Raw genomic sequence first — 20,832 nt, forward strand, 5'->3', positions numbered from 1 at the left:
CTGAATAAAAAATTGAACTTTGGATACTTATTGCAAGTTTAGGGAAATTCAGATTTTTATTTGCTGATTCTACACTTTAGTCTATATTTGATGTATAATATGTAAAACTAAAGGGAGGATATTATGAAGAAGTTCAAAAGAATTTTAGTGGCAAATCGTGGTGAAATTGCAATTAGAATATTTAGGGCTGCTAGAGAATTGGGGATTCGCTCAGTTGCAATATATTCTGAAGAAGACAAGCTTGCACTTTTTAGGACTAAGGCTGATGAATCTTATCTAATTGGCAAGGGAAAGTCGCCCCTTGATGCCTATCTCGACATCGATGAGATAATTAGTCTTGCAAAGAAAAAGGGCGTAGATGCAATTCATCCGGGATATGGATTTTTGTCTGAAAATCCTGAATTTGCTAAAAAATGTGAAGAAGAAGGAATTACTTTTATAGGTCCAAGATCAGAAGTAATGGAAAAGCTTGGCGACAAGATAACTTCAAAAATTGTTGCAAAAAAAGCGAAAGTTGCAACTATTCCTGGTATTGAAAGGCCAATAAAAAATGAGGAAGAGGCAATTTTGTTTGCAAAGTCTTGCGGCTACCCTGTAATGATAAAAGCTGCTGCTGGTGGTGGCGGTAGAGGAATGAGAATTGCTGAAAGTGAAGATGAGCTCTTGGAAAAATTTGAATCTGCAAAGGATGAGGCGAAAAAAGCTTTTGGTGACGATTCGATGTTTATAGAAAAATATCTTCACAAGCCAAAACATATCGAAGTGCAAATTTTAGGCGATGAATATGGAAATATTGTCCACCTTTATGAAAGGGACTGTTCAATTCAAAGACGACATCAAAAAGTAATTGAGTACACTCCAGCTTTTTCGCTACCAAAGGTGCTTAGGGAAGAAATTTGTGAAGATGCCCTAAAAATTGCTAGATCAATTGGTTATTCTAACGCAGGTACTGTGGAATTTTTAGTGGATTCAAAGGGAGATCACTTCTTTATAGAAGTCAATCCAAGAATTCAAGTTGAACATACTGTTACAGAGATGTGCACGGACATCGACATTGTGCAGTCGCAAATTTTAATAGCCATGGGATACAGACTTGACAGTGAAGAAATTGGAATAAAGGGACAAGATTCAATTGAACACAGAGGATTTTCTATTCAATGTCGTGTTACAACGGAAGATCCGCTAAATAATTTTATGCCAGACACGGGACAAATTAACTTATATAGATCATCATCTGGGTTTGGAGTAAGACTTGATGGCGGCAATGGGTTTACTGGTGCAGTAATTTCTCCTTATTACGATTCACTTCTTGTAAAAGTCATTACTGAAGCAAGGACTTGGAAGGATGCAATTAGAAAGGCAAAGAGATCCTTATCTGAGTTAAAAGTTGGCGGAGTAAAGACAAATATTGGATTTTTGTTAAATGTTTTAAATACAAAGGAGTTTCAAGAGGGAATTTGTGATACAGGTTTTATCGAAGAGCATCCAGAACTTTTTGAAATAAAATCCTCAAAGGACAAAGAACTAAGGCTTATGAAGATTATTGGCGAAAGAGTTGTAAATGACAACAAAACTTTGGAAAAGAATTTTGATGTGCCACAAGTTCCAGAATTTGAAAAGAAAAATTTTGAAGGCTACAAGCAAATTTTTGACAAGCTTGGTGGGGACAAATTAAAGGAACATATTTTAAAGGAGAAAAAACTTCTTCTCACTGATACAACTATGCGTGATGCTCATCAATCGCTTATGGCGACTAGAATGAGGACTATTGACCTTGTGAAGATTGCTGAGGCACTAAACTACAACATGGACAAATTATTTTCTGTGGAAATGTGGGGCGGAGCAACTTTTGATGTTGCATACAGATTTTTGCACGAAGATCCATGGGAAAGATTAAAAATTCTCCGTGAAAAGATGCCAAATATGCTTTTACAAATGCTAATTCGTGGCAACAACACTGTTGGATACAAAAATTATCCTGACAATGTAGTAGTTAAATTTATAAAGCAATCTTCAAAAAATGGAATTGATCTATTTAGAATTTTTGATTCCCTTAATTGGCTACCGGGTATGCAACTTTCTATTGATGAAGTTCTTAAAAATGGGAAAATTGCAGAGGCAACTATGTGCTATACAGGCGATATTTTAGATGAATATAGAGACAAGTATTCTATAAAATATTATGTGGACTTTGCGAAGAAACTTGAAAAAACTGGTGCACATATAATTGGAATAAAGGATATGTCAGGACTACTAAAGCCTTATGCAGCTAAGAAGTTGATAAAAAATTTGAAAGAAGAAATTGGACTGCCAATTCATCTTCACACTCACGACACTACTGGAAATGGGGTTGCAACAATTTTACAAGCAACAGAAGCTGGCGTCGACATCGTAGACACTGCGGTAAACTCCATGAGTGGACTTACTTCACAACCTGCGCTAAATTCTGTTGTAGCTGCTCTTAAAAATACAGACAGAGATACAGAAATTGACCTAGATAAAGCTGAAGATATTTCAAAATATTGGGCAGCAGTAAGACCTGTCTATGAAAATTTTGAATCTGATTTAAAATCTGGAACTACAGAAATTTATAAATATGAAATTCCTGGTGGACAATATTCAAACTTAAAACCGCAAGTTGAAAGTTTCGGACTTGGCCACAAATTTAAAGATGTAAAGGAAATGTATAAGCGTGTAAATGAAATGGTAGGCGACATTGTAAAGGTTACTCCTTCGTCAAAAATGGTAGGCGACTTTGCAATTTTCATGGTACAAAATGATCTTACTCCAGAAAATATTTTGGAAAAGGGCAAAAATCTAGACTATCCAGATTCTGTAATGACTTATTTTAGAGGAATGATGGGTCAACCTTATGGTGGTTTTCCAGAAAAACTACAAAAGATGATATTAAAGGGAGAAACGCCAATTACAGTTCGCCCTGGTGAGCTTTTGGAAGATGAAGACTTTGATAAAATCAAAAAGCATTTGGAAGAAAGGGGAATAGAACCAAGGGAAGAAGATTTAATTTCTTCTGCACTTTATCCAAAGGTATTTGACGATTATATCGACTATATAAAAGAAAATGGCGAAGTTACAAAAATTGGTTCAGATGTATTTTTCCACGGACTAATGGAAGGTGAAAGTACAGAAATTTCCATTGAAGAGGGCAAAACTTTGATCGTAACATTAATTGAAGTTGGAAAACTTTTGGACAATGGCACTAGAAATTTAACTTTTGAAATAAATGGCTCAAGGAGAACTATTAATATCAAGGACGAAACTGTTAAGGACAAAGAAAATTTTGGAGAAGAAAAAATTTATGCCGATCCAAAAAATGAAAGGGAAGTTGGGTCTTCTATTCCAGGTAAAATTGTAAAAGTCTTGGTAAAAGAAGGCGATGAAATTAAAAAGGGCGACAAACTATTTATCGCAGAAGCCATGAAGATGGAAACTAATATTGTTGCCAATATCCATGGGAAAGTAGCCAATGTTTTTGTAAAAGAGGGCGACATGGTGGAAAGTGGAGAACTGCTTTTGTCCTTTGAATAAAAAATTTCTTCTTGGGTAATTAAAAAAAAGGATTAGTTTATTTAATGTACAAAGGAAGTGTAAAATGAAGAAACTATATAGATCTAGAGATGATGCTATACTCGCAGGGGTATGCGGTGGTATAGCAAAGTATTTAGGGATTGATTCGACAATCGTAAGAATTATTGCCTTCTTATTAATTGTGCCAGGTGGACTTAGCATTTGGGTTTATATTGCACTTGCAATTATTATTCCACCGGAACCTCATGGAAATATAATTGATGAAAGTTATGGGGAGAAATTTAGCGAACCAAAGACGGATTCTTATGAAAAAAATTACAGAAATACCTATGAAGAACAAAAGAAAAAATCTGATGAAGATTTTTATTAAGAGAGACCTGATAGACCTTCGGGTCTCTTTTTATTTTGTAAAATACTCTTAGTTTTATTTTAAAAAGTTTTTATAATAGCATATTATATTAAAGTCTGTGTTAATATCTGTATTTATTTCTGTATTTAATCGCAAATTATTGATACAATAATCACGAGGTGTTTTAATTGATTACTCTTGAAGGAATTGTGGAGAGAATTATTTTTAGAAATGAAGAAAATGGATACACTGTTGCAAAAATAAATTCAACAGATGGAGATCTTGTAATAGTTGGTTCTGCTACTATTTTAAAAACAAATTTAAAATATAAATTCACGGGAGATTTTACATATCACAACAAATATGGAGAGCAGTTTGCCTTTATAGAAATGGAAGAAATTATGCCAGAAGGCGAAGCTGCAATAATAAATTATCTTTCAAGTTCAATGATACCTCATGTCGGTGAAAAAATGGCAGAGCGAATTGTAAATAAATTTAAGGATGAAACCTTGGACGTAATAGAAAAGAATCCAGAAAGACTTTTGTCTGTGGAGGGAATTGGAAAGAAAAAATATAAGGACATAAAGGAAGCGCTAGATAGACAATATGCAATGCGCAAAATTTTCCTATACTTTTCTAAGTATAATCTGCCGGCAGCTATAATTTTAAAAATTTACAAGGAATATGGCGACGAATCCATAGAAATTGTCATGAGAAATCCCTATGACTTAATCGGAAGAGTTAGGGGCATTGGATTTAAAAAGGCTGACGAAATTGCAGAGAGTATTGGTGTAAAAAAGGATTCTGATTTTAGAAAGATTGCAGGGTTAAAGTACGCCCTCATGCTTGCAAATAGAGATGGACACACTTATTTGCCGCTAGATAAATTAATTAGAGCTTCAGAAAATATTTTAGGTTTAAAGTTTGAAAATACAGACGAAATTGCGAAGACATTAACTCTTGAGAAAAACTTTTTCGTGGAAAGAGATGGCGAAAATTACAACTGTTATATTGCGAGATATCTTGCCGCAGAAAATTATGTTGCGGGAAAATTAAAGGACTTAAATATTTCCTTTGAAGAAGAAATTGACATAGATAAAAAAATTATTGAGACAGAGAGGTTTAGAGAAATTGAACTTTCGAAGACGCAAAGAAAGGCCGTTAAAGAGGCTATAAATAGAGGAGTTTTTGTAATAACTGGTGGGCCTGGAACAGGCAAGACCACGACTCTAAAAGTGTTAATCGACATCTTTGAATCCATGGACAAAGTCATTAAACTTGCCGCTCCAACGGGACGTGCTGCAAAGAGAATGAAGGAACAGACGGGACGAGATGCTTTTACAATTCACAAGCTACTTGAAATTGGATTTGCAGGAGACATAGGATTTTCAAACATTGAAGAGCTTGAGTGTGATGTGCTAATCCTCGACGAAGTGTCCATGGTTGATATTATTTTAATGGAAACTTTATTAAAATCAATTGAGAGTCCAACTAGACTTATTTTAGTTGGAGATAAGGATCAACTTCCATCTGTGGGTGCAGGAAATGTTTTAGCGGATATTTTAAAATCTGGCATAATTGAATCTGTGAACTTAGAGGAAATTTTTAGACAATCAGAACAATCCATGATAGTAAAAAATGCCCATTTAATAAATAAGGGAGAGATGCCAATTTTAAATGAGGGCGACTTTTTTATGATTTCTGAAAGAGGAGAGATGAAGGGTCTGGAAATTATTAAAGACCTAGTAAAGACTAGGCTTCCCAACTATTTTAATGTAAGTGAAGCAGATGTGCAGGTGTTAACTCCAACTAAAAAGGGAAATCACGGTACAATTAACTTAAATAAAGTGCTTCAAGACCACTTAAATAATAGCGAAGAATTTATAGAAATTCTCGGGAAAAAATTCAAGGTTGGCGACAGAGTTCTTCAGACAAAAAACAATTATGAACTTGAGACAAGAGTGGAAAATGAGTTTTATCAAGATATACAAAAAGGCGTTTTTAATGGCGACTTAGGCTATATTTCGAAAATTGACAAGGAAAACAAAAAAGTAACAGTAATTTTTGACGATGTGAGAAGCGTGGAATATAATTCTGACAATCTAGATGAATTGGCACTTGCCTATGCCATGACTATTCACAAATCTCAGGGGAGTGAGTTTCCAGTAGTTGTAATTCCTCTTTACCGAGCGGCACCAATGCTACTTACAAGGAATTTAATTTACACGGCAATTACTAGAGCGTCAAAGGCAGTTGTCCTTGTGGGCATGAGTGAATATTTAGTAAAAATGATTGAAAACAATAAAACTGTGAAGAGATATTCCAATTTGGCAAAAAAATTGAGGAGACAAAATGAAATTATTGGAAAATAATTGTCCTATTTGTGGGAAAATTGTAAATAATTATGGACTTTGCAGTGATTGTTTTGATTTAATCAATAAAGACCCAGTATTTTATTATAATATTGATGGTTTAGAGGATTTAATTGTATCTTCAACTTATTCTGGAATAATGAAGAAGCTTATAATTGACTTTAAGTTTAAGGGAAAGCTGGCATATGGAGAAATTATTTCTGAAATTATGATAGAAAAGCTTTTGGAGAAAAATTTAAGTAGTGAAGTCTTGACTTATGTTCCCATGCATAAATATAAGGAAAGAGAAAGGGGATACAATCAATCTAAAATATTGGCGGAAGATATTGCAAAAAAGTTGGATTTAAAATGCGAGGATGTCTTCGAGAAAGCAATAGATACAAAATTTCAAGTTGGTTTAAAAAAACATGAACGTGAAGAAAATTTAAAAGATTCCTTTAAAGTTATAAAAATTCCAGAAGAAATTATTATTGTAGATGACGTAATCACAACGGGTGCAACAATAAAGGAACTTACAAAAATCGCAAGGGCTTCAGGCGTAAAAAAAGTGACTGCACTTATTGCAGCCACAGAAATTGCTTAGTTATTAAAATTTTTAAATATGGAATCATGTCTTGGCCAATGATTTAAAGATTTAAAGTTTTTCATTGAGTAGAGGGTAGAATTTATCTCTGCGCCAATTAATATAATTATGGAAAGTAAATATAGCCAAACCAAAAATATAATAATACCCCCAAGGGAGCCATAGGTTATGGAGTATTTCCCAAAGTTTGTTACATAAAAACCAAATACAATGGAGGCTATTATTACACCAATTGTAGAAAAAATTGCACCTGGAAGGACACCCTTAAAAGTAACCATGTTTTCGCCACTCTTAGAAGGTGAAAACTTATATAATAGGACAAAGGTAATTAACATATATAAAATAGGTATTGCGTTTTTTGCTATTCGCCACATTTTGTCAAAAAATTCATTTTTTATGCCAAGATAATTCATCACATTTACATAAATAATTTCGCCGAAGATTTGAGTAAATATTAATAAAAAAAACATTATAATAAGTGCTATTGTAAAAAACAGTGCAAGAAGTCTTAGTTTAATAAAACCTCTTTTTTCAGCAAAGCCATAGGATAAATTTATAATATTTATTAGCTTAAAAACTGCAGTGGACGCAGTGAAAAGACCTACTACAAAGGAAATTGTGAAAAAAGATCCTGAAGATGAATTTTGAATTTCAATTAAAAAATTTGACACAATATTTTGTATGTCAGTTGGCAAAACTTTTATAAGTGAAAAAATATAATCTGGATTTAATATTCCTGAAAAATTAATTGCGTTAATCAGGGAAATTAAAAATGGAAAAATTGATAGAACTAAAAAATATGAGAGACTTCCTCCATAGGAAAAAGTGTCGTGATTTATTATTCTATATATTAATTTGTCAAAGAAAGTAAAGACCTTATTGTCTTTAACTTTATCTATGTAATTATTTAAGAATTTCATTAAACACCTCTTCTGTATTATATATTAATTTTTGTGTGATAACAATTCATTACATGATAAAATAGAGTAAAGGATGATGATTATGGATTATAATATATTAGTTTGCGACGATGAGAAAGACATCTTAAATGCAATAGAAATTTATTTAAAGGCAGAGGGCTACACAGTTTTTACTGCTGAAGATGGAGAAACTGCTCTTGAAATTGTAGAAAAAAATGAAATACACCTTGCTATAATAGACATAATGATGCCAGTGATGGATGGTATTACACTTATTATGAAAATGCGTGAGATTACAAATATTCCAATTATTGTGCTTTCAGCAAAAAGTGAAGTTACAGATAAAATTGTTGGCTTAAATGTAGGTGCAGATGATTACATAACTAAGCCTTTTAATGCGGTGGAGCTTACTGCGAGGGTAAATTCTCTCATAAGAAGATATTTTTCCCTTGGTGCATCAGATATAAAGACGGGAGATTTAAAAATCGGCAGAGTTAGCATATCTGACGAATCAAAGGAAGTTAGAGTGGAAGATGAAGTCGTAAGTTTAACTCCTTACGAGTACAAAATTTTATATCTCTTAGTAAAGAATCCTGGAAGAGTTTTTTCTTCCAATGAAATTTACGAAAGGGTTTGGGAAGAAGAAGCAATTGATGTCAGAAAAATTATTTCAGTGCATATTTCTCATCTTCGCGACAAGGTGGAGATAAACCCAAGAAAACCGGATTTGATTAAATCAGTGTATGGCATGGGATATAAAATTGAGGCAAAGTAATGTTTTCTGATATAAGAGAATATATTAAGGACATTTTTATAAATATTTCAGATAAATTTTTTGTGGAAAATATTTTTGCATCTTGTGTAATTATTTTTGAACTTTTAAACATAAACAAGCACTTCATTATCTCTTGGATTGTCACGCTTTTAATTATAATTTTAAAAATTAAAAGGAAAAAGCTTGTGGATACTTGTTTCACATACAATCTTTTTAAATACAGACAATTTAAGAATTTTAGGCTCTTTGGAACCCTAAATGTGACATTATTTATTCTATATATTTTATTTTATAGTCTTTTAACAAAGGGAATAGTTCTTTTAAATGTTCTTCTTTTTATGATTCTTAGAGCAGTTTTTACTGTGGAAATTCAGTTTGCACAAAACACCTTATCCATTGAACTAGTAGAGTCAATACTCTATGGATATGATTTTGTAATTCCAGAGCCTTTTGAAAATGAATATTTGGAAAAAATCACAATTTTAATGGAAGATTTTAAAAAGAGAGACAGAAAGAGATTGGAAGAAAATTTTAGGTCGGAGAAATTAAAGATAGAGCTTATCACAAATATTTCTCACGACTTGAAAACGCCTCTTACCTCAATAATAAATTATGCAGATCTTTTGTCTAAGAAAGATGAATTTGACGACGAAGCAAAGAAATTTTTGAGCATTTTAAAGAGAAATTCAACAAGACTTAAGGATTTAATTGTTGATTTAGTTTTTGCTTCAAAAACTAGCACGAGGGACATTCCTGTGGAAAAATCTTTAGTTGAACTTAATGAAATGATTTTACAAATTTACGGAGACTATGATTCCCTCTTTAAGAAAAGAGATTTAGATTTTTTGTACAATTCCACAAGTGATGAAATTTTAATTTATACAGATGTCAATTTATTTGTTAGAATTGTGGAAAATCTTTTGTCAAATGCCGTAAAGTATTCAAAACAAGGCACAAAGGTACTTGCAGGGGTAATCGAAAGGCAGTCCACAGTTGAGTTTTATATAAAGAATATTATGGCAGAAAAATTAAATATGAATAGTGACGAACTTTTTGAAGAACTTTTAAAGGCAGATAGGTCAAGACATTCTGAGGGGTCGGGGCTTGGTTTAAATATCGTAAAAAATCTTTCTGAAATACTTGGAGGCGATGTAAAAATTTCAATTCACGGGCAGTGGTTCGATGTTCACCTACTACTTTTAAAGGATTCAGAGTGATTATATTTTATTGACAAAGAATAGTTTTTGAAATAAAATAAAAAGAAACCACAGGTTTTTCATAATGGCAATTTTAATTAATTGCCATTTTTTTATTTTCAGGACTTTTATGGGGGAAATTATGATTGAAAAATTCGGTATAAAAAGTTTTAACAAAAAAAAGATGAAGGACTCACTACCATATCCAATTTATTTAAAGTGGAAGGATGCACTTAGAAATGAAAAGGATTTAGACAAAGAAACGGCAGATGCTATTGCACACGCAATGAAGGACTGGGCTCTTGCAAATGGTGCAACTCACTTTGCTCACTGGTTTTTACCATTAAGTGGTCACACTGCAAAAAAACACGAGGCATTTATTTCTAGAACTTCTGACGGTGAACCAATAAATAGATTTTCTGGCAAGGAGCTTGTCAAGGGAGAGCCTGATGCATCTTCTTTTCCAAGTGGAGGAATGAGGTCTACCTTTGAAGCAAGGGGATATACTTATTGGGACCTTACTGCAAATTCTTTTATAATTGGAAATGTCCTCTATATTCCAACAATTTTTATGTCATACAAGGGCGAAAAATTAGACAAGAGAGGACCGCTCATTGATTCTACAAAGATTTTAAGCAATGAAGGCGTAAAAATTGTAAATTTATTTCACAAAGATGAGTATGCTTATAGGATGAGAGTGAAAGTTGGTCTTGAACAAGAATTTTTCTTAGTGGATAAAGAAATTTATAATAAGAGAAGTGACCTAAAAAATATTGGAAGAACTATTGTTGGAGCTCCTTCTCCAAAGGGACAAGAATTATCCGATCACTATTTTGGTCAAATTCCCGCTAGAGTTGAAAAATTTTATAAGGATGTGGACGAAAAACTTTATGACCTTGGAATTTATTCTGAAGCAGAGCACAATGAAGTTGCACCTAATCAATTTGAAATGGCAATTTTATTTGAAAATGTAAATGTTGCAATTGACGATAACCAACTTCTTATGAATATTTTAAAAGAAACTGCCTTAGAAAATAATTTAGTGTGCCTTTTCCACGAAAAGCCTTTTGCCACTGTAAATGGTTCTGGAAAGCACAACAATTATTCCATTGTTACAAATTATGGATTAAATGTATTTGAACCAGGTGAAGACCCTTATAATAATAATATTTTCCTATTATTTGTGGCAGCGCTTATAGAAGCAATTGATAAATATCAAAGTCTTTTAAGGGTAAGTGCTTCCTCAACTTCTAATGATTTTAGGCTTGGTGCAGATGAAGCACCTCCTGCAATAGTTTCACTATTTTTAGGAAGTGATTTAGAAGAACTTTTTAGAAACATAAAAGAAGAAATTGAATATAAAAAAGAAAATAAAAATATTTTTAGTGGCTATAATCTTTTGAGTGTTCCAAAGGATTCTAGCGATAGAAATAGAACTGCAGCTGTTGCCTTTACTGGAAATAAATTTGAATTTAGAATGCTTGGATCATCAAAGACTGGTTCTGATTTGAATATTGCATTAAATTGTGCTATTGCTGATTCCTTGTCAAAAATTTATGAAAAACTTGAACCCTATAAAGATGATTACAATAAATTAAGAGAAGTTGTCCTCAAGACTATAAAGGAAATTATGGAAGAGCACGACAGGGTTATTTGTGATGGGGACAATTATTCTGATGAGTGGAGAAAAGAGGCAAAGAGAAGAGGACTTGCTAATCACAAGACTTATTTTGATGCTTTAGTATCCTTAAAGGATTTTGATTTTACAGATATTTTCTTAAAAAGAGAAATTTACACAGAAAAAGAAATAAAGGCAAGCTACGAAGTAAACTTAGAAGAAGTTGTGATTTACCATACTTTAGAGGCTAAAACTATGATGTCCATGATTGAAAAAGATATTGTCCCAATGGGCATTGCCGAGTTAAAAGATTTGTCAGAAGTTTTGAAATTTAAAAACAATGAAATGCTTTCTGATAAGTATGATAAAATAGATAAGATGATTACAAAGTTAATTAAATGTGAAAGAGAAATAGAAATTTTGCTTTCACATTCAAAAGAAATAGATGACATTTACAAAAAGGCGGAGTATGTTGAAAGAAATATTGCAACAAAACTTCTTGCCACGAGAGAGGTTGCAGATGAAATGGAAAAATTGATTTCAAGAAAAAATATTACGCTGCCATCTTATGAAGATATCTTTAATTCACTAAGCTAGGAGGAATTATGACTAAATTTATATTTGTTACAGGTGGGGTTGTTTCAGGAATTGGCAAGGGGATTTCTGCTGCAAGCATTGGAAGACTTTTAAAGGACAGAGGTCTTTCAGTATTTATGCAAAAGTTCGACCCTTATCTAAATGTGGATCCAGGAACTATGAGTCCCTATCAACATGGAGAAGTTTTCGTAACTAAGGATGGTGCGGAAACCGACCTAGACCTTGGACATTACGAGAGATTTATCGATGAAGAGTTAACTAAGGGTGCTTCAATTACAACTGGTAAAGTTTATTCGACAGTTATTGAAAAAGAAAGACGTGGCGATTATGACGGAGCAACTGTTCAAGTAATTCCACACATAACAAATGAAATTAAAAATGCAGTATATAAAGCGGCAAAGGAATCAAAGGCTGACGTTGTAATTACAGAAATTGGTGGGACTGTTGGCGATATTGAATCCCTTCCATTTTTAGAAGCGATAAGACAAATTCACTCTGAAAATAATAAGTCCGATGTTTTATTTGTCCATGCAGTTCTTGTTCCCAATATTCCAGGTTCAGATGAGCTTAAAACTAAACCAACGCAACATTCTTTCAAGGAACTTATGAGTAATGGAATAAAAACAGATGTAATAATTGTAAGATCAAATGGCATTGTTACAAAAGATCTTAGAGAGAAAATCTCACTATTCTGTGATGTTCCTGTGGAAGCAGTCATTCAATCAACTAATGTAGATTTAATTTACGAAGTTCCCCTAGTTTTCCACGAACAGCATCTAGATGATTACATTTTAAAGGAACTTGAGCTCGAAGACAGACCAGCGTCAAAGGGCAAGTGGAAAGAAATGGTCGACAGATTTAAAGATGTCAAGGGTGAAGTTAAAATTGGACTTGTAGGAAAATATGTAAGTCTTCACGATGCCTATTTGTCTGTTATCCAAGCGCTAACTGATGCAGGTTGTGAAAATGGATATAAAGTAAATATCAAGTGGATTAATTCTGAAGAAATTGAAAAAGATGCAAGCATATTAGAAGGACTTGACGGAATAATCGTGCCAGGCGGTTTTGGTTCTCGAGGAACTGAAGGAATGATCATGGCAAGTAAGTATGCTCGTGAAAACAATGTGCCATATTTTGGGATTTGCTATGGAATGCAAATTGCATTAATAGATATTGCAAGAAATAAATTGGGGTTTAAGGATGCAAACTCAACAGAAATAAATCCGGAGACGAATTATCCTATAATCGATTTATTGGAAAATCAAAAAGATGTAAAAAATGTTGGTGGAACATTAAGACTTGGAAATTACGAATGCACAATAGAAAAAGGTACTTTAGTTTATGAACTCTATGGAGAAGAAAAGATAAAAGAAAGACATAGACATAGATATGAATTTAACAACGATTTTAGAGGAAAAATCAGATCAGCTGGCGTAGTTTTCTCGGGGATAAACGAAGACAAAGACCTTGTAGAAATTATTGAACTTAAAGACAATGACTTCTTTGTAGCTTGTCAATTCCATCCAGAATTCAAATCAAGGCCTACAAAAATCCATCCATTATTTAATGGATTTGTAAAAGCGGCTATAAAGCATAAAAATTAATGAAAACCTCATCCATACTAATATATGGGTGAGATTTTTTTGCAGAAAAATTTAAATAAAAAATCCCAAGATTTCTCTTGGAATTTTATAGAAACTTGTCCTTTAAATTATCCCAATAGGAATTATTTGAGAAGACGAGTTTTTTTATTGTTTTATTTGAAAGCCTAATGTTTACTCTGTGTAGATTGTTGAAGAAATATTCCGAACCGTCAACTAAAAGTAAGTTTGAATCCTTGTATCTCTTTTCTACAACTAGAGAAATTGTGTGAGCACCTGGAACTATTACAGAAGACCCAAGAGAACGGTAGGCAGCAGAGTTAACTGGAGATATTGGTGTCATTTGAAGCACGTGTAGGCTTGGATATACAATAGCTCCTCCGCTAGAAAAGTTATAGGCAGTGGAACCTGATGGTGTGGAAACTAGTATGCCATCTCCAGAAAATTTTTCAACGTGATTTCTGTCGATAAAGACATTCATGTGAATAGTTTTTGAGTGAGCTGCTTTTAGTACGACTTCATTAATTGAATAAAATTTATAAACTTTATTTTTTGTGTAAATGTCTGAACGAATTAATTTTATGTCATCTACTTTATAATTGCCATTTTTATATTCTTTTACAAATTTTTCAATTTCGTCGGGCTTTATCTCTTGATAAAATCCAAGATGACCTGTGTTTATTCCCACAAAGGGCATCTCGGGAAAATCATTTTTGTGGATTGCCTTTATAAAAGAACCGTCGCCACCAATGCAAATGGAAAGCAGGGCATTTTTTTTAAAACCATTAAATGGTTCGTAGCCATATCTTGTTAAAACATTGTGCAAATTCGTAGCAGTTTTTTTAGATTCAAAATTTGCATTTGTAAGTATATTTATAATTTTTGACAAGGTTAAACCCCCTTGATTTTTTTCTTTATTATTTATATTATAAACGAATAAAGTTCCCTTGACTAGAGGTGTAAAATGTATAGATTAAATCAAAAGGATTTTTTAAGCTTTAGAGCAACTAAAGAAGTTAAGATAAATGAATACCTAAAGGAGTGTGGAGTATCCTCTCGCTTGATTAGAAAATCTGTTAATAGTGGAAGTATTTACCTAAATGGTAAAAGTGTTAAAACAAATAAAAAAATAAAATTAAACGATATAGTTTCCCTTAGATTTGAAGATGAAGTTCCAAATGGAAAAATTGAAAATAAAAATCTAGATATTTTATATGAAGATGAGGATTTGATTTTAATAAACAAGGAACCCTTTATGGTAACACACACTGCCAAGGACGACAGCGAGGGTACACTTCTTAATTATCTATGTGGATATTTTAAAGAAAATAATATAAATAGAAAAGTTAGATTTATAAATAGATTGGATAGAGATACATCGGGTATAGTTGTGGTCTCAAAAAATTCCTTTTCACAAGATAAAATCTCAAGGGAATTTAAAGAAAGCGTTGAGAAAAAATACTTGGCTATTTGCGAGGGTACTTTCAAGGAAAAAGAGGGAATAATTGACGCCCCTATTGCCAAAAGTGAAGACAATATTAAGCGAGAAATAAATTATGTAATTGGCAAAAAGTCCCTTACTTCCTATAAAGTTCTTAGAGAGTATAAAAACATGAGCCTTGTAATGTTAACACTCCACACGGGAAGAACACATCAGATAAGAGTGCATTTAAGTTATATTGGTCATCCAATTCTTGGAGATAGTCTTTATGGCAAAGGATCAGAACTTATAAATAGGCAAGCACTTCATTCCTACTCTTTAAAGCTTAAACTTCCAAGGAATAATAAAGAAATAGAAATATTTGCAAAGGTTCCCGGAGATTTTCATTTTTTTCCTGCTCTTTATTGAAAAAACAATTTCATTGAGTTATAATTTAATTAGGTAAATTCTGCGATGTGCGAAATAATCCTTTTTAATTCAACCGACAAATAGAACACGGGAAACTGTGTATCAGTGAGATATGACAAGCCGTCTTTGAGCGGAAGTCAGAAGACACTATCAAGTTTTTGACCCACCATGAAAATGGGCGGGGTGAATTAATCAGGTAACGGCATTGCGGTTTTTACTATTTATTTATAAATTTATTGTTTTTGAACACATTTTGATTGACTTTTAAATAAAAGGGGTAAAAAATTAGTAAATCAATAAATGAGGAGAGTTATTATGGGATTATTTGATTATTTAGAAGAAAAGCGCAACGAAGCAGCTAGAAGAAGAAGATTAAAGGATATTTCTAAAATAAGTACAGGTATTGCACTTGGAGCAATTGGTGGAATTTTATTTGCACCACAAGAGGGCAAAAAGACTCGTGAAGATATTGTGAACAAATCCAAGGAAGCAGCTAATCAAGCTATAAATGCAGCTAATGATGCAAGAGATACCATTGAATTTAAGGCATATCAAGCTGGCGAACAAGCTAAAAAAACTTACAATGATTTAAGAGATAGAGCTGTCCTTAAAAAATATGAATTTGACGAAGATGTTGAAGTAGCAAAAGCAAAAGCAAAGGCAATTGGTGAAGTTGTTAAAGCTGGAGCTGAAGATATTAAAAAAGATGTAAAAAACACAACTGAAGAAGTTAAAGATACCGCTGATGATGTTAAAGAAGACTTAAAAGAAGGTGCAGAAGACATAAAGAGAGAGGTTAAAAAATCTTCTGAAAATGTAAAAGAAACTGTTGAGGAAACAAAAAACAAGGCAGAAAGAGAAGTTAATAGAAAATAAGATGGGAGGCATAAAATGTTAGAACAAGCATTTACAATAGGTGGCCTACTTAGTTTCTTATTATATGTAGCTGGGATAGCTGCACTTGTTGCACTATTTTTAGTGCTAATAAATGTTTTTAAAATTCTAAAAAATATCAATGAAATTGTTGAAAGAAACCAAGGTGAAATCGATCATACTATAAAAACACTTCCTTCAATAATGGACAATGCAAAGGATATTTCTACAAATGTAAATTCAATTTCAACTGATGCCACAAAGCTCGTAAATGACGTGAAGCCAGAAATCGAAAAAGTTGTAGCTACAGTTGGATCAGTTTCAGATACTGTCAATGGAATTACAAGAAAGGTCGATGATACATCTTTAAAAGTATCAAATACTGTTATGAATGTTTCGGATGTTATTTCTGATACGGCAAAAACTATTTCACTTAGTTCAAATAACGCCATCGACTATTTTTATATTATAAAAGAAGTTGCAAAGACACTTAAAGAAGTCTTTTTAAAATGATCTAGGGGACGGAGTTATTGCTTCGTCTTCTTTTATTTTCAAAGTATAAGAATCACTATGTATCTTATTTTGATATAATGATTCTTACATAAAAGGAGAAAAATGAAAAGAGTTAAGGTAATTGCAAATCCCAATTCAGGGAGAGGTGCAGCTCTTGGCAAAATTTTAGAATTAGTTGAGTTAATGAGCCATGATAAATATGAAATTGAATTATTATTTACTCATGAAGAAGGTGATGGCAAGAACTTTGCCGCAAATTACACAGGAGAAGATTTTGTAATATGTAGCGGTGGCGATGGGACTGTAAATGAAGTTGTAAATGGAATATATCTTTCAAAGAGAGATACTCCTCTTGCAATTCTTCAAAGTGGAACTGTAAATGACTTTGCCAACGCACAAGGACTTCCAACTTCACCTTTTAAATTTTATCAAATGATAAAAAACTACAATGTAAAAACTATTGATCTGGGGCTTGCTGGTGATAGAGCTTTTATTAATGTAGCAGCAGGAGGTATGTTAACTGAAATCGCCTACACTGTTACAGCTGAAAAAAAAGCAAGTCTTGGCAATATGGCATATTATCTTGAAGGCGCCAGAGAGCTTTTGGAAAAGAGAATTTTCAAATATCAAAAGTCAATGAATTTGAGAGTTGAAAGTGAAGAAATGTCAGGAAATGTGGATGCACTTTTATTTTTAATAACTAACTCAACTTCAGTTGGTGGATTTAAAAAAATGGCGCCCTTTGCTGATGTTTCTGATGGATATTTAGATGTTTTAATTTTTAAGAAGATAAAAATTTCTGATGTGCCTGAACTTTTTGCATCCTTAGTAGGAGGAAAGCACTTAGATAATAATAAAATAATTTACCTAAAGACAAAGAATATAAGAATAGAATCAACGGACGATGTAACAATAGACGTTGATGGAGAAAAAACTTCAACACTGCCAATGAATTTCAAGGTGTTGGAAAATAGATTAAAAATAATAGTACCATAAGGAGGAAAATATGGCATCTACAATTAAAGATGTAGCAAAAATGGCAGATGTTTCCATTTCTACAGTATCGAGGGTAATTAATGACTCAAAACCCGTTAGCCCAGAGGCCCGAAGAAGAGTTTTGCACGCCATTGATGTTTTGGATTACAAGCCAAACGAAGTGGCTAGAAGTTTAGTCACAAAAAAATCTAACTTAATAGGCGTAATTGTAGAAGACATTGGCTCTAACTTTATTTCGCAGATTTTAAGAGGAGTGGAAGAAGTTGGAAGAATGTATAAATATGACATACTTTTATCAAGTTCCTATGGCGATGCTGAATCTGAAATGAAATTTGCAAACCTATTGGCACAAAAGCAAGTAGAAGGGATAATTGTAATTTCAAACCTTCACAACCCAAAACTTGAATACAAATTGGAAGAAAGCAAAATCCCTTATGTCATCATTAGCAATTTCTACGACGTAGAAAAATTCTCTGCAACAATAGATTACGAAAAAGCTAGCTACGACATGGTCAATTTGTTAATTGAAAAGGGTCATAAAAACATTGCATCTCTAGGAATTAGGAAGGATTACGATAGAACCTTTGAAAAGAAAAAAGTTGAAGGTTACAATAGAGCTATAGAAGAACATGGCTTAAAGAAAATCAATCTATTTGTAGAAGGTCGCAAAGCAAGCGATGTTGAAAAGGAAGAAGCACAAATTATTGAAGCAGTTAAAAAAGAAGGGGTTACAGCTTTTTTCACATCCTATGACACAATTGCAATTCACCTAATTAATTTGCTTTTAGACAATAATTATAAGACACCAAAAGATATTTCAGTAACAGGCTTTGGAGGATCTTATATTTCAGATATCTATAGACCAAAACTAACAACTGTAAAAATACCTTATTATGACATTGGCGCAGTTTCAATTAGAAAAATTTTAAAGAAAATAGCAAAAGAAGATAGCGACTTTTCAGAAAATGTAGTGCTTCCATTTGAAATTCTTGAAAGAGAAAGTGTAAAAAATTTAAATGACTAAAATCGCTATTGAATCAAATTGTGAAATTGTAAAAAGAGGACTTCAAAACATTTTAAAGGATTATGAAGTCCTCGATTATTATGAGGGAATAGACGAAGTTTTTGACCTTTTATTTTTTGAAGATGAAAACTTAGCCAAAAGAAGAGAATTAAAAATCAGAATAGTAAATGAAAAAGACCTTCCAATTAACATTGACTACTCTTTAATAAGTATAAGGACAAGTGAAAAAGAAATACTTGAAGCAGTAGAAAAAACTTTAAAGGGATATAACTATATAGAAAAGAGCCTTGATGAATTTAAAAAATATAGAAATAAAAAAATTAAAAACATAGAATCTCTTACAAAACGTGAAAAATACTTATTAGAAGAAATCTTAAAGGGCAAAACCAATAAGGATATTTCCAAGGAAATTTATATTAGCGATAAAACTATAAAAAATAATCTCACAGGACTATACAAAAAATTAAAAGTCAGTGGAAGAAGAGAAATTTTAAAAAAATATAGTGAAATTTAATAAAAGTAATAGAGCATGAAAAAAGAAAATATTATTTTTAAATAGATAAGAGGAGAAATGGAAAAATATTTTTTATTGTACCTAATGTATTACTTTATCTATGCCTTTGTAGGTTGGGTTGTAGAAGTTAGTTATCACGCAGTAACAGTTGGAAAATTTATAAATAGAGGATTTTTATCAGGACCCTATTGCCCAATTTACGGCTTTGGCGCTATATCAGTAATATATTTTTTAACAGACATAGCAGAGAAAAATAAATTTGTGCTTTTCTTGGGTTCAATGTTAATTGCTACATTAATAGAGTTTTTGTCAGGATTTTTGCTAGAGAAAATATTTCACGAAAGATGGTGGGATTATTCAGACAGAAAACTAAATATAGGAGGTTATATTTGTCTTGAATTTTCGGTGATTTGGGGGATGTTTTGTTTTTTATTATACGAAGCAGTTCATCCAGTTGTAAGAAATTTAGTGGATTTAATACCTTTTGTCGCATTAAAATATTTGGATATAGGATTAGCGATAATAATGACAATAGATTTAATAGCTACAGTTAATACTATTATAGGATTAAACCAAAAGATGAAAACCATAGATAAGATTAGCAAAGATATAAGGAAAATATCAGACATGATAGGAATAAAAGTTTACGATAAAACTGTAGAGATCGAAAATAAACAAGAAGCCTTAAAAAATAAAGCAGAAATAGTAGAAATTGAAAGTAGAATAAAAGAACTAAGAGAAAAGAAAAAAGTATTAGGAGAAAGAAGACTATTAAGAGCCTATCCAAATTTAACTAAAAGACTAGAGGATACACAAAGAAATTATGAAGAGTTAAAACAAAGAATAAAGGATCAATACAGCAATACTAATTAAAGGGAAAATTAAAAAAAAGACATAAAAATTTAGAAAAAATATTGACAAGTAAAAATTAAAATAGTATTATATAGCAGTTGTCGAAAAAATAACTGTTATTTTTTTAAATAAAAAATATAAAACGGTTGACAAGATAGTTTGAAAATGATAAACTATAAAAGTTGTCACTTGAGGCAACAAAAACTTTTGTAAAAGTTGAGTAAAAAAGAATTTAAAAAAAATGTAAAAAAATACTTGACAAAAAAACCTTACAAGAGTACAATAAATAAGCTACTTCAAAAGTAGCAAGAAACATGATAATTAAATAGTGTGAAGATAAAAGATTCATAAAGAATCAAGATTCGTAAAAGAATCACAAAGCAAACCAGAAATTCGTTTAGTTGAAAAAACAAATGAGTCATACAAATTTTAATTGAGAGTTTGATCCTGGCTCAGGACGAACGCTGGCGGCGCGCTTAACACATGCAAGTCGAGCGATGAAATTTTAGCAACTTCCTTCGGGGAGAAGCAAAAATGGATTAGCGGCGGACGGGTGAGTAACACGTGAGTAACCTACCTTAGACATTGGGATAGCCTCGGGAAACTGGGATTAATACCAAATAAAATCATAGAAGCACATGCAACAATGAT

At 32.2% G+C, this 20,832-nt stretch carries 17 protein-coding genes, 1 rRNA gene and 1 other RNA gene; 17 read left to right on the forward strand and 2 right to left on the reverse strand.

Annotated elements, in window-relative coordinates:
* The first annotated feature begins 123 nt into the window (after positions 1-123).
* The 4 genes from HKO22_RS02265 to HKO22_RS02280 all read left to right on the forward strand — a co-directional run bounded on the left by HKO22_RS02265 (position 124) and on the right by HKO22_RS02280 (position 6,853).
* On the forward strand, positions 124-3,549 hold the full coding sequence (locus tag HKO22_RS02265) for a pyruvate carboxylase (protein WP_169968218.1): 3,426 nt from the start codon (positions 124-126) through the stop codon (positions 3,547-3,549).
* Between the two features lie 64 nt (positions 3,550-3,613).
* The gene (locus HKO22_RS02270) at positions 3,614-3,919 is read left to right on the forward strand and encodes a PspC domain-containing protein (RefSeq protein ID WP_075659516.1); all 306 of its coding nucleotides are present in this window, start codon (positions 3,614-3,616) and stop codon (positions 3,917-3,919) included.
* A 167-nt stretch (positions 3,920-4,086) separates the two neighbouring features.
* Positions 4,087-6,270: an SF1B family DNA helicase RecD2 gene (gene recD2 / locus HKO22_RS02275; RefSeq protein ID WP_169968220.1), complete on the forward strand. Its 2,184-nt coding sequence runs from the start codon at positions 4,087-4,089 to the stop codon at positions 6,268-6,270.
* Positions 6,251-6,853, forward strand: coding sequence for a ComF family protein (locus HKO22_RS02280; RefSeq protein ID WP_169968222.1), 603 nt, complete (start codon positions 6,251-6,253; stop codon positions 6,851-6,853). The genes recD2 and HKO22_RS02280 overlap by 20 nt, the downstream gene beginning before the upstream one ends.
* On the opposite strand, the gene HKO22_RS02285 is transcribed toward HKO22_RS02280, so the two are convergent.
* Positions 6,850-7,773: a YihY/virulence factor BrkB family protein gene (locus HKO22_RS02285; RefSeq protein ID WP_169968224.1), complete on the reverse strand. Its 924-nt coding sequence runs from the start codon at positions 7,771-7,773 to the stop codon at positions 6,850-6,852. The genes HKO22_RS02280 and HKO22_RS02285 overlap by 4 nt on opposite strands.
* An 82-nt stretch (positions 7,774-7,855) precedes the next feature.
* Between HKO22_RS02285 and HKO22_RS02290 the strand changes: the two genes are divergently transcribed.
* From HKO22_RS02290 to HKO22_RS02305, 4 genes are all read left to right on the forward strand, one after another.
* Positions 7,856-8,548 carry a response regulator transcription factor gene (locus HKO22_RS02290; protein ID WP_169968226.1) on the forward strand — a complete coding sequence of 231 codons (693 nt, stop codon included), beginning with the start codon at positions 7,856-7,858 and terminating at the stop codon, positions 8,546-8,548.
* Entirely contained in the window at positions 8,548-9,765 is a 1,218-nt protein-coding gene (locus tag HKO22_RS02295) for a sensor histidine kinase (protein WP_169968228.1), read from the forward strand. Before HKO22_RS02290 ends, HKO22_RS02295 begins: the two co-directional genes overlap by 1 nt.
* Before the next feature lie 121 nt (positions 9,766-9,886).
* Complete coding sequence (locus HKO22_RS02300; protein WP_169968230.1) at positions 9,887-11,959, forward strand: glutamine synthetase III; 2,073 nt, start codon at positions 9,887-9,889, stop codon at positions 11,957-11,959.
* An 8-nt stretch (positions 11,960-11,967) separates the two neighbouring features.
* Positions 11,968-13,563 carry a CTP synthase gene (locus HKO22_RS02305; RefSeq protein WP_169968232.1) on the forward strand — a complete coding sequence of 532 codons (1,596 nt, stop codon included), beginning with the start codon at positions 11,968-11,970 and terminating at the stop codon, positions 13,561-13,563.
* A gap of 85 nt (positions 13,564-13,648) precedes the next feature.
* Here HKO22_RS02305 and HKO22_RS02310 read toward each other — a convergent pair whose 3' ends face one another.
* The gene (locus HKO22_RS02310; RefSeq protein ID WP_169968234.1) at positions 13,649-14,449 is read right to left on the reverse strand and encodes an NAD(+)/NADH kinase; all 801 of its coding nucleotides are present in this window, start codon (positions 14,447-14,449) and stop codon (positions 13,649-13,651) included.
* 75 nt (positions 14,450-14,524) lie between these two features.
* Here HKO22_RS02310 and HKO22_RS02315 point away from each other — a divergent pair, with 75 nt between their 5' ends.
* From HKO22_RS02315 to HKO22_RS02355, 9 genes are all read left to right on the forward strand, one after another.
* Complete coding sequence (locus HKO22_RS02315) at positions 14,525-15,409, forward strand: RluA family pseudouridine synthase (RefSeq protein ID WP_169968236.1); 885 nt, start codon at positions 14,525-14,527, stop codon at positions 15,407-15,409.
* Positions 15,410-15,443: 34 nt separating this feature from the next.
* A non-coding RNA gene (ssrS, locus tag HKO22_RS02320) (6S RNA) lies at positions 15,444-15,627 on the forward strand.
* A 97-nt stretch (positions 15,628-15,724) separates the two neighbouring features.
* The gene (locus HKO22_RS02325) at positions 15,725-16,285 is read left to right on the forward strand and encodes a YtxH domain-containing protein (protein WP_169968238.1); all 561 of its coding nucleotides are present in this window, start codon (positions 15,725-15,727) and stop codon (positions 16,283-16,285) included.
* A 15-nt stretch (positions 16,286-16,300) separates the two neighbouring features.
* Positions 16,301-16,795 carry a hypothetical protein gene (locus HKO22_RS02330; protein WP_075659505.1) on the forward strand — a complete coding sequence of 165 codons (495 nt, stop codon included), beginning with the start codon at positions 16,301-16,303 and terminating at the stop codon, positions 16,793-16,795.
* Positions 16,796-16,897: 102 nt separating this feature from the next.
* Positions 16,898-17,791 (forward strand): diacylglycerol/lipid kinase family protein, encoded by an 894-nt coding sequence (locus HKO22_RS02335; protein ID WP_169968240.1) that lies wholly within the window; start codon positions 16,898-16,900, stop codon positions 17,789-17,791.
* 10 nt (positions 17,792-17,801) lie between these two features.
* Positions 17,802-18,815 (forward strand): LacI family DNA-binding transcriptional regulator, encoded by a 1,014-nt coding sequence (locus HKO22_RS02340; RefSeq protein ID WP_075659503.1) that lies wholly within the window; start codon positions 17,802-17,804, stop codon positions 18,813-18,815.
* Entirely contained in the window at positions 18,808-19,329 is a 522-nt protein-coding gene (locus tag HKO22_RS02345; RefSeq protein ID WP_169968242.1) for a LuxR C-terminal-related transcriptional regulator, read from the forward strand. Before HKO22_RS02340 ends, HKO22_RS02345 begins: the two co-directional genes overlap by 8 nt.
* Before the next feature lie 57 nt (positions 19,330-19,386).
* A complete protein-coding gene (locus HKO22_RS02350; RefSeq protein WP_169968243.1) occupies positions 19,387-20,202 on the forward strand; it encodes a putative ABC transporter permease in 816 nt (271 codons plus the stop codon).
* A 408-nt stretch (positions 20,203-20,610) separates the two neighbouring features.
* Positions 20,611-20,832: ribosomal RNA gene (locus HKO22_RS02355) — 16S ribosomal RNA — on the forward strand; the annotation flags it as partial.

The sequence above is a fragment of the Peptoniphilus faecalis genome (genome assembly GCF_012976305.1).
GTDB lineage: Bacteria > Bacillota > Clostridia > Tissierellales > Peptoniphilaceae > Peptoniphilus_A > Peptoniphilus_A faecalis.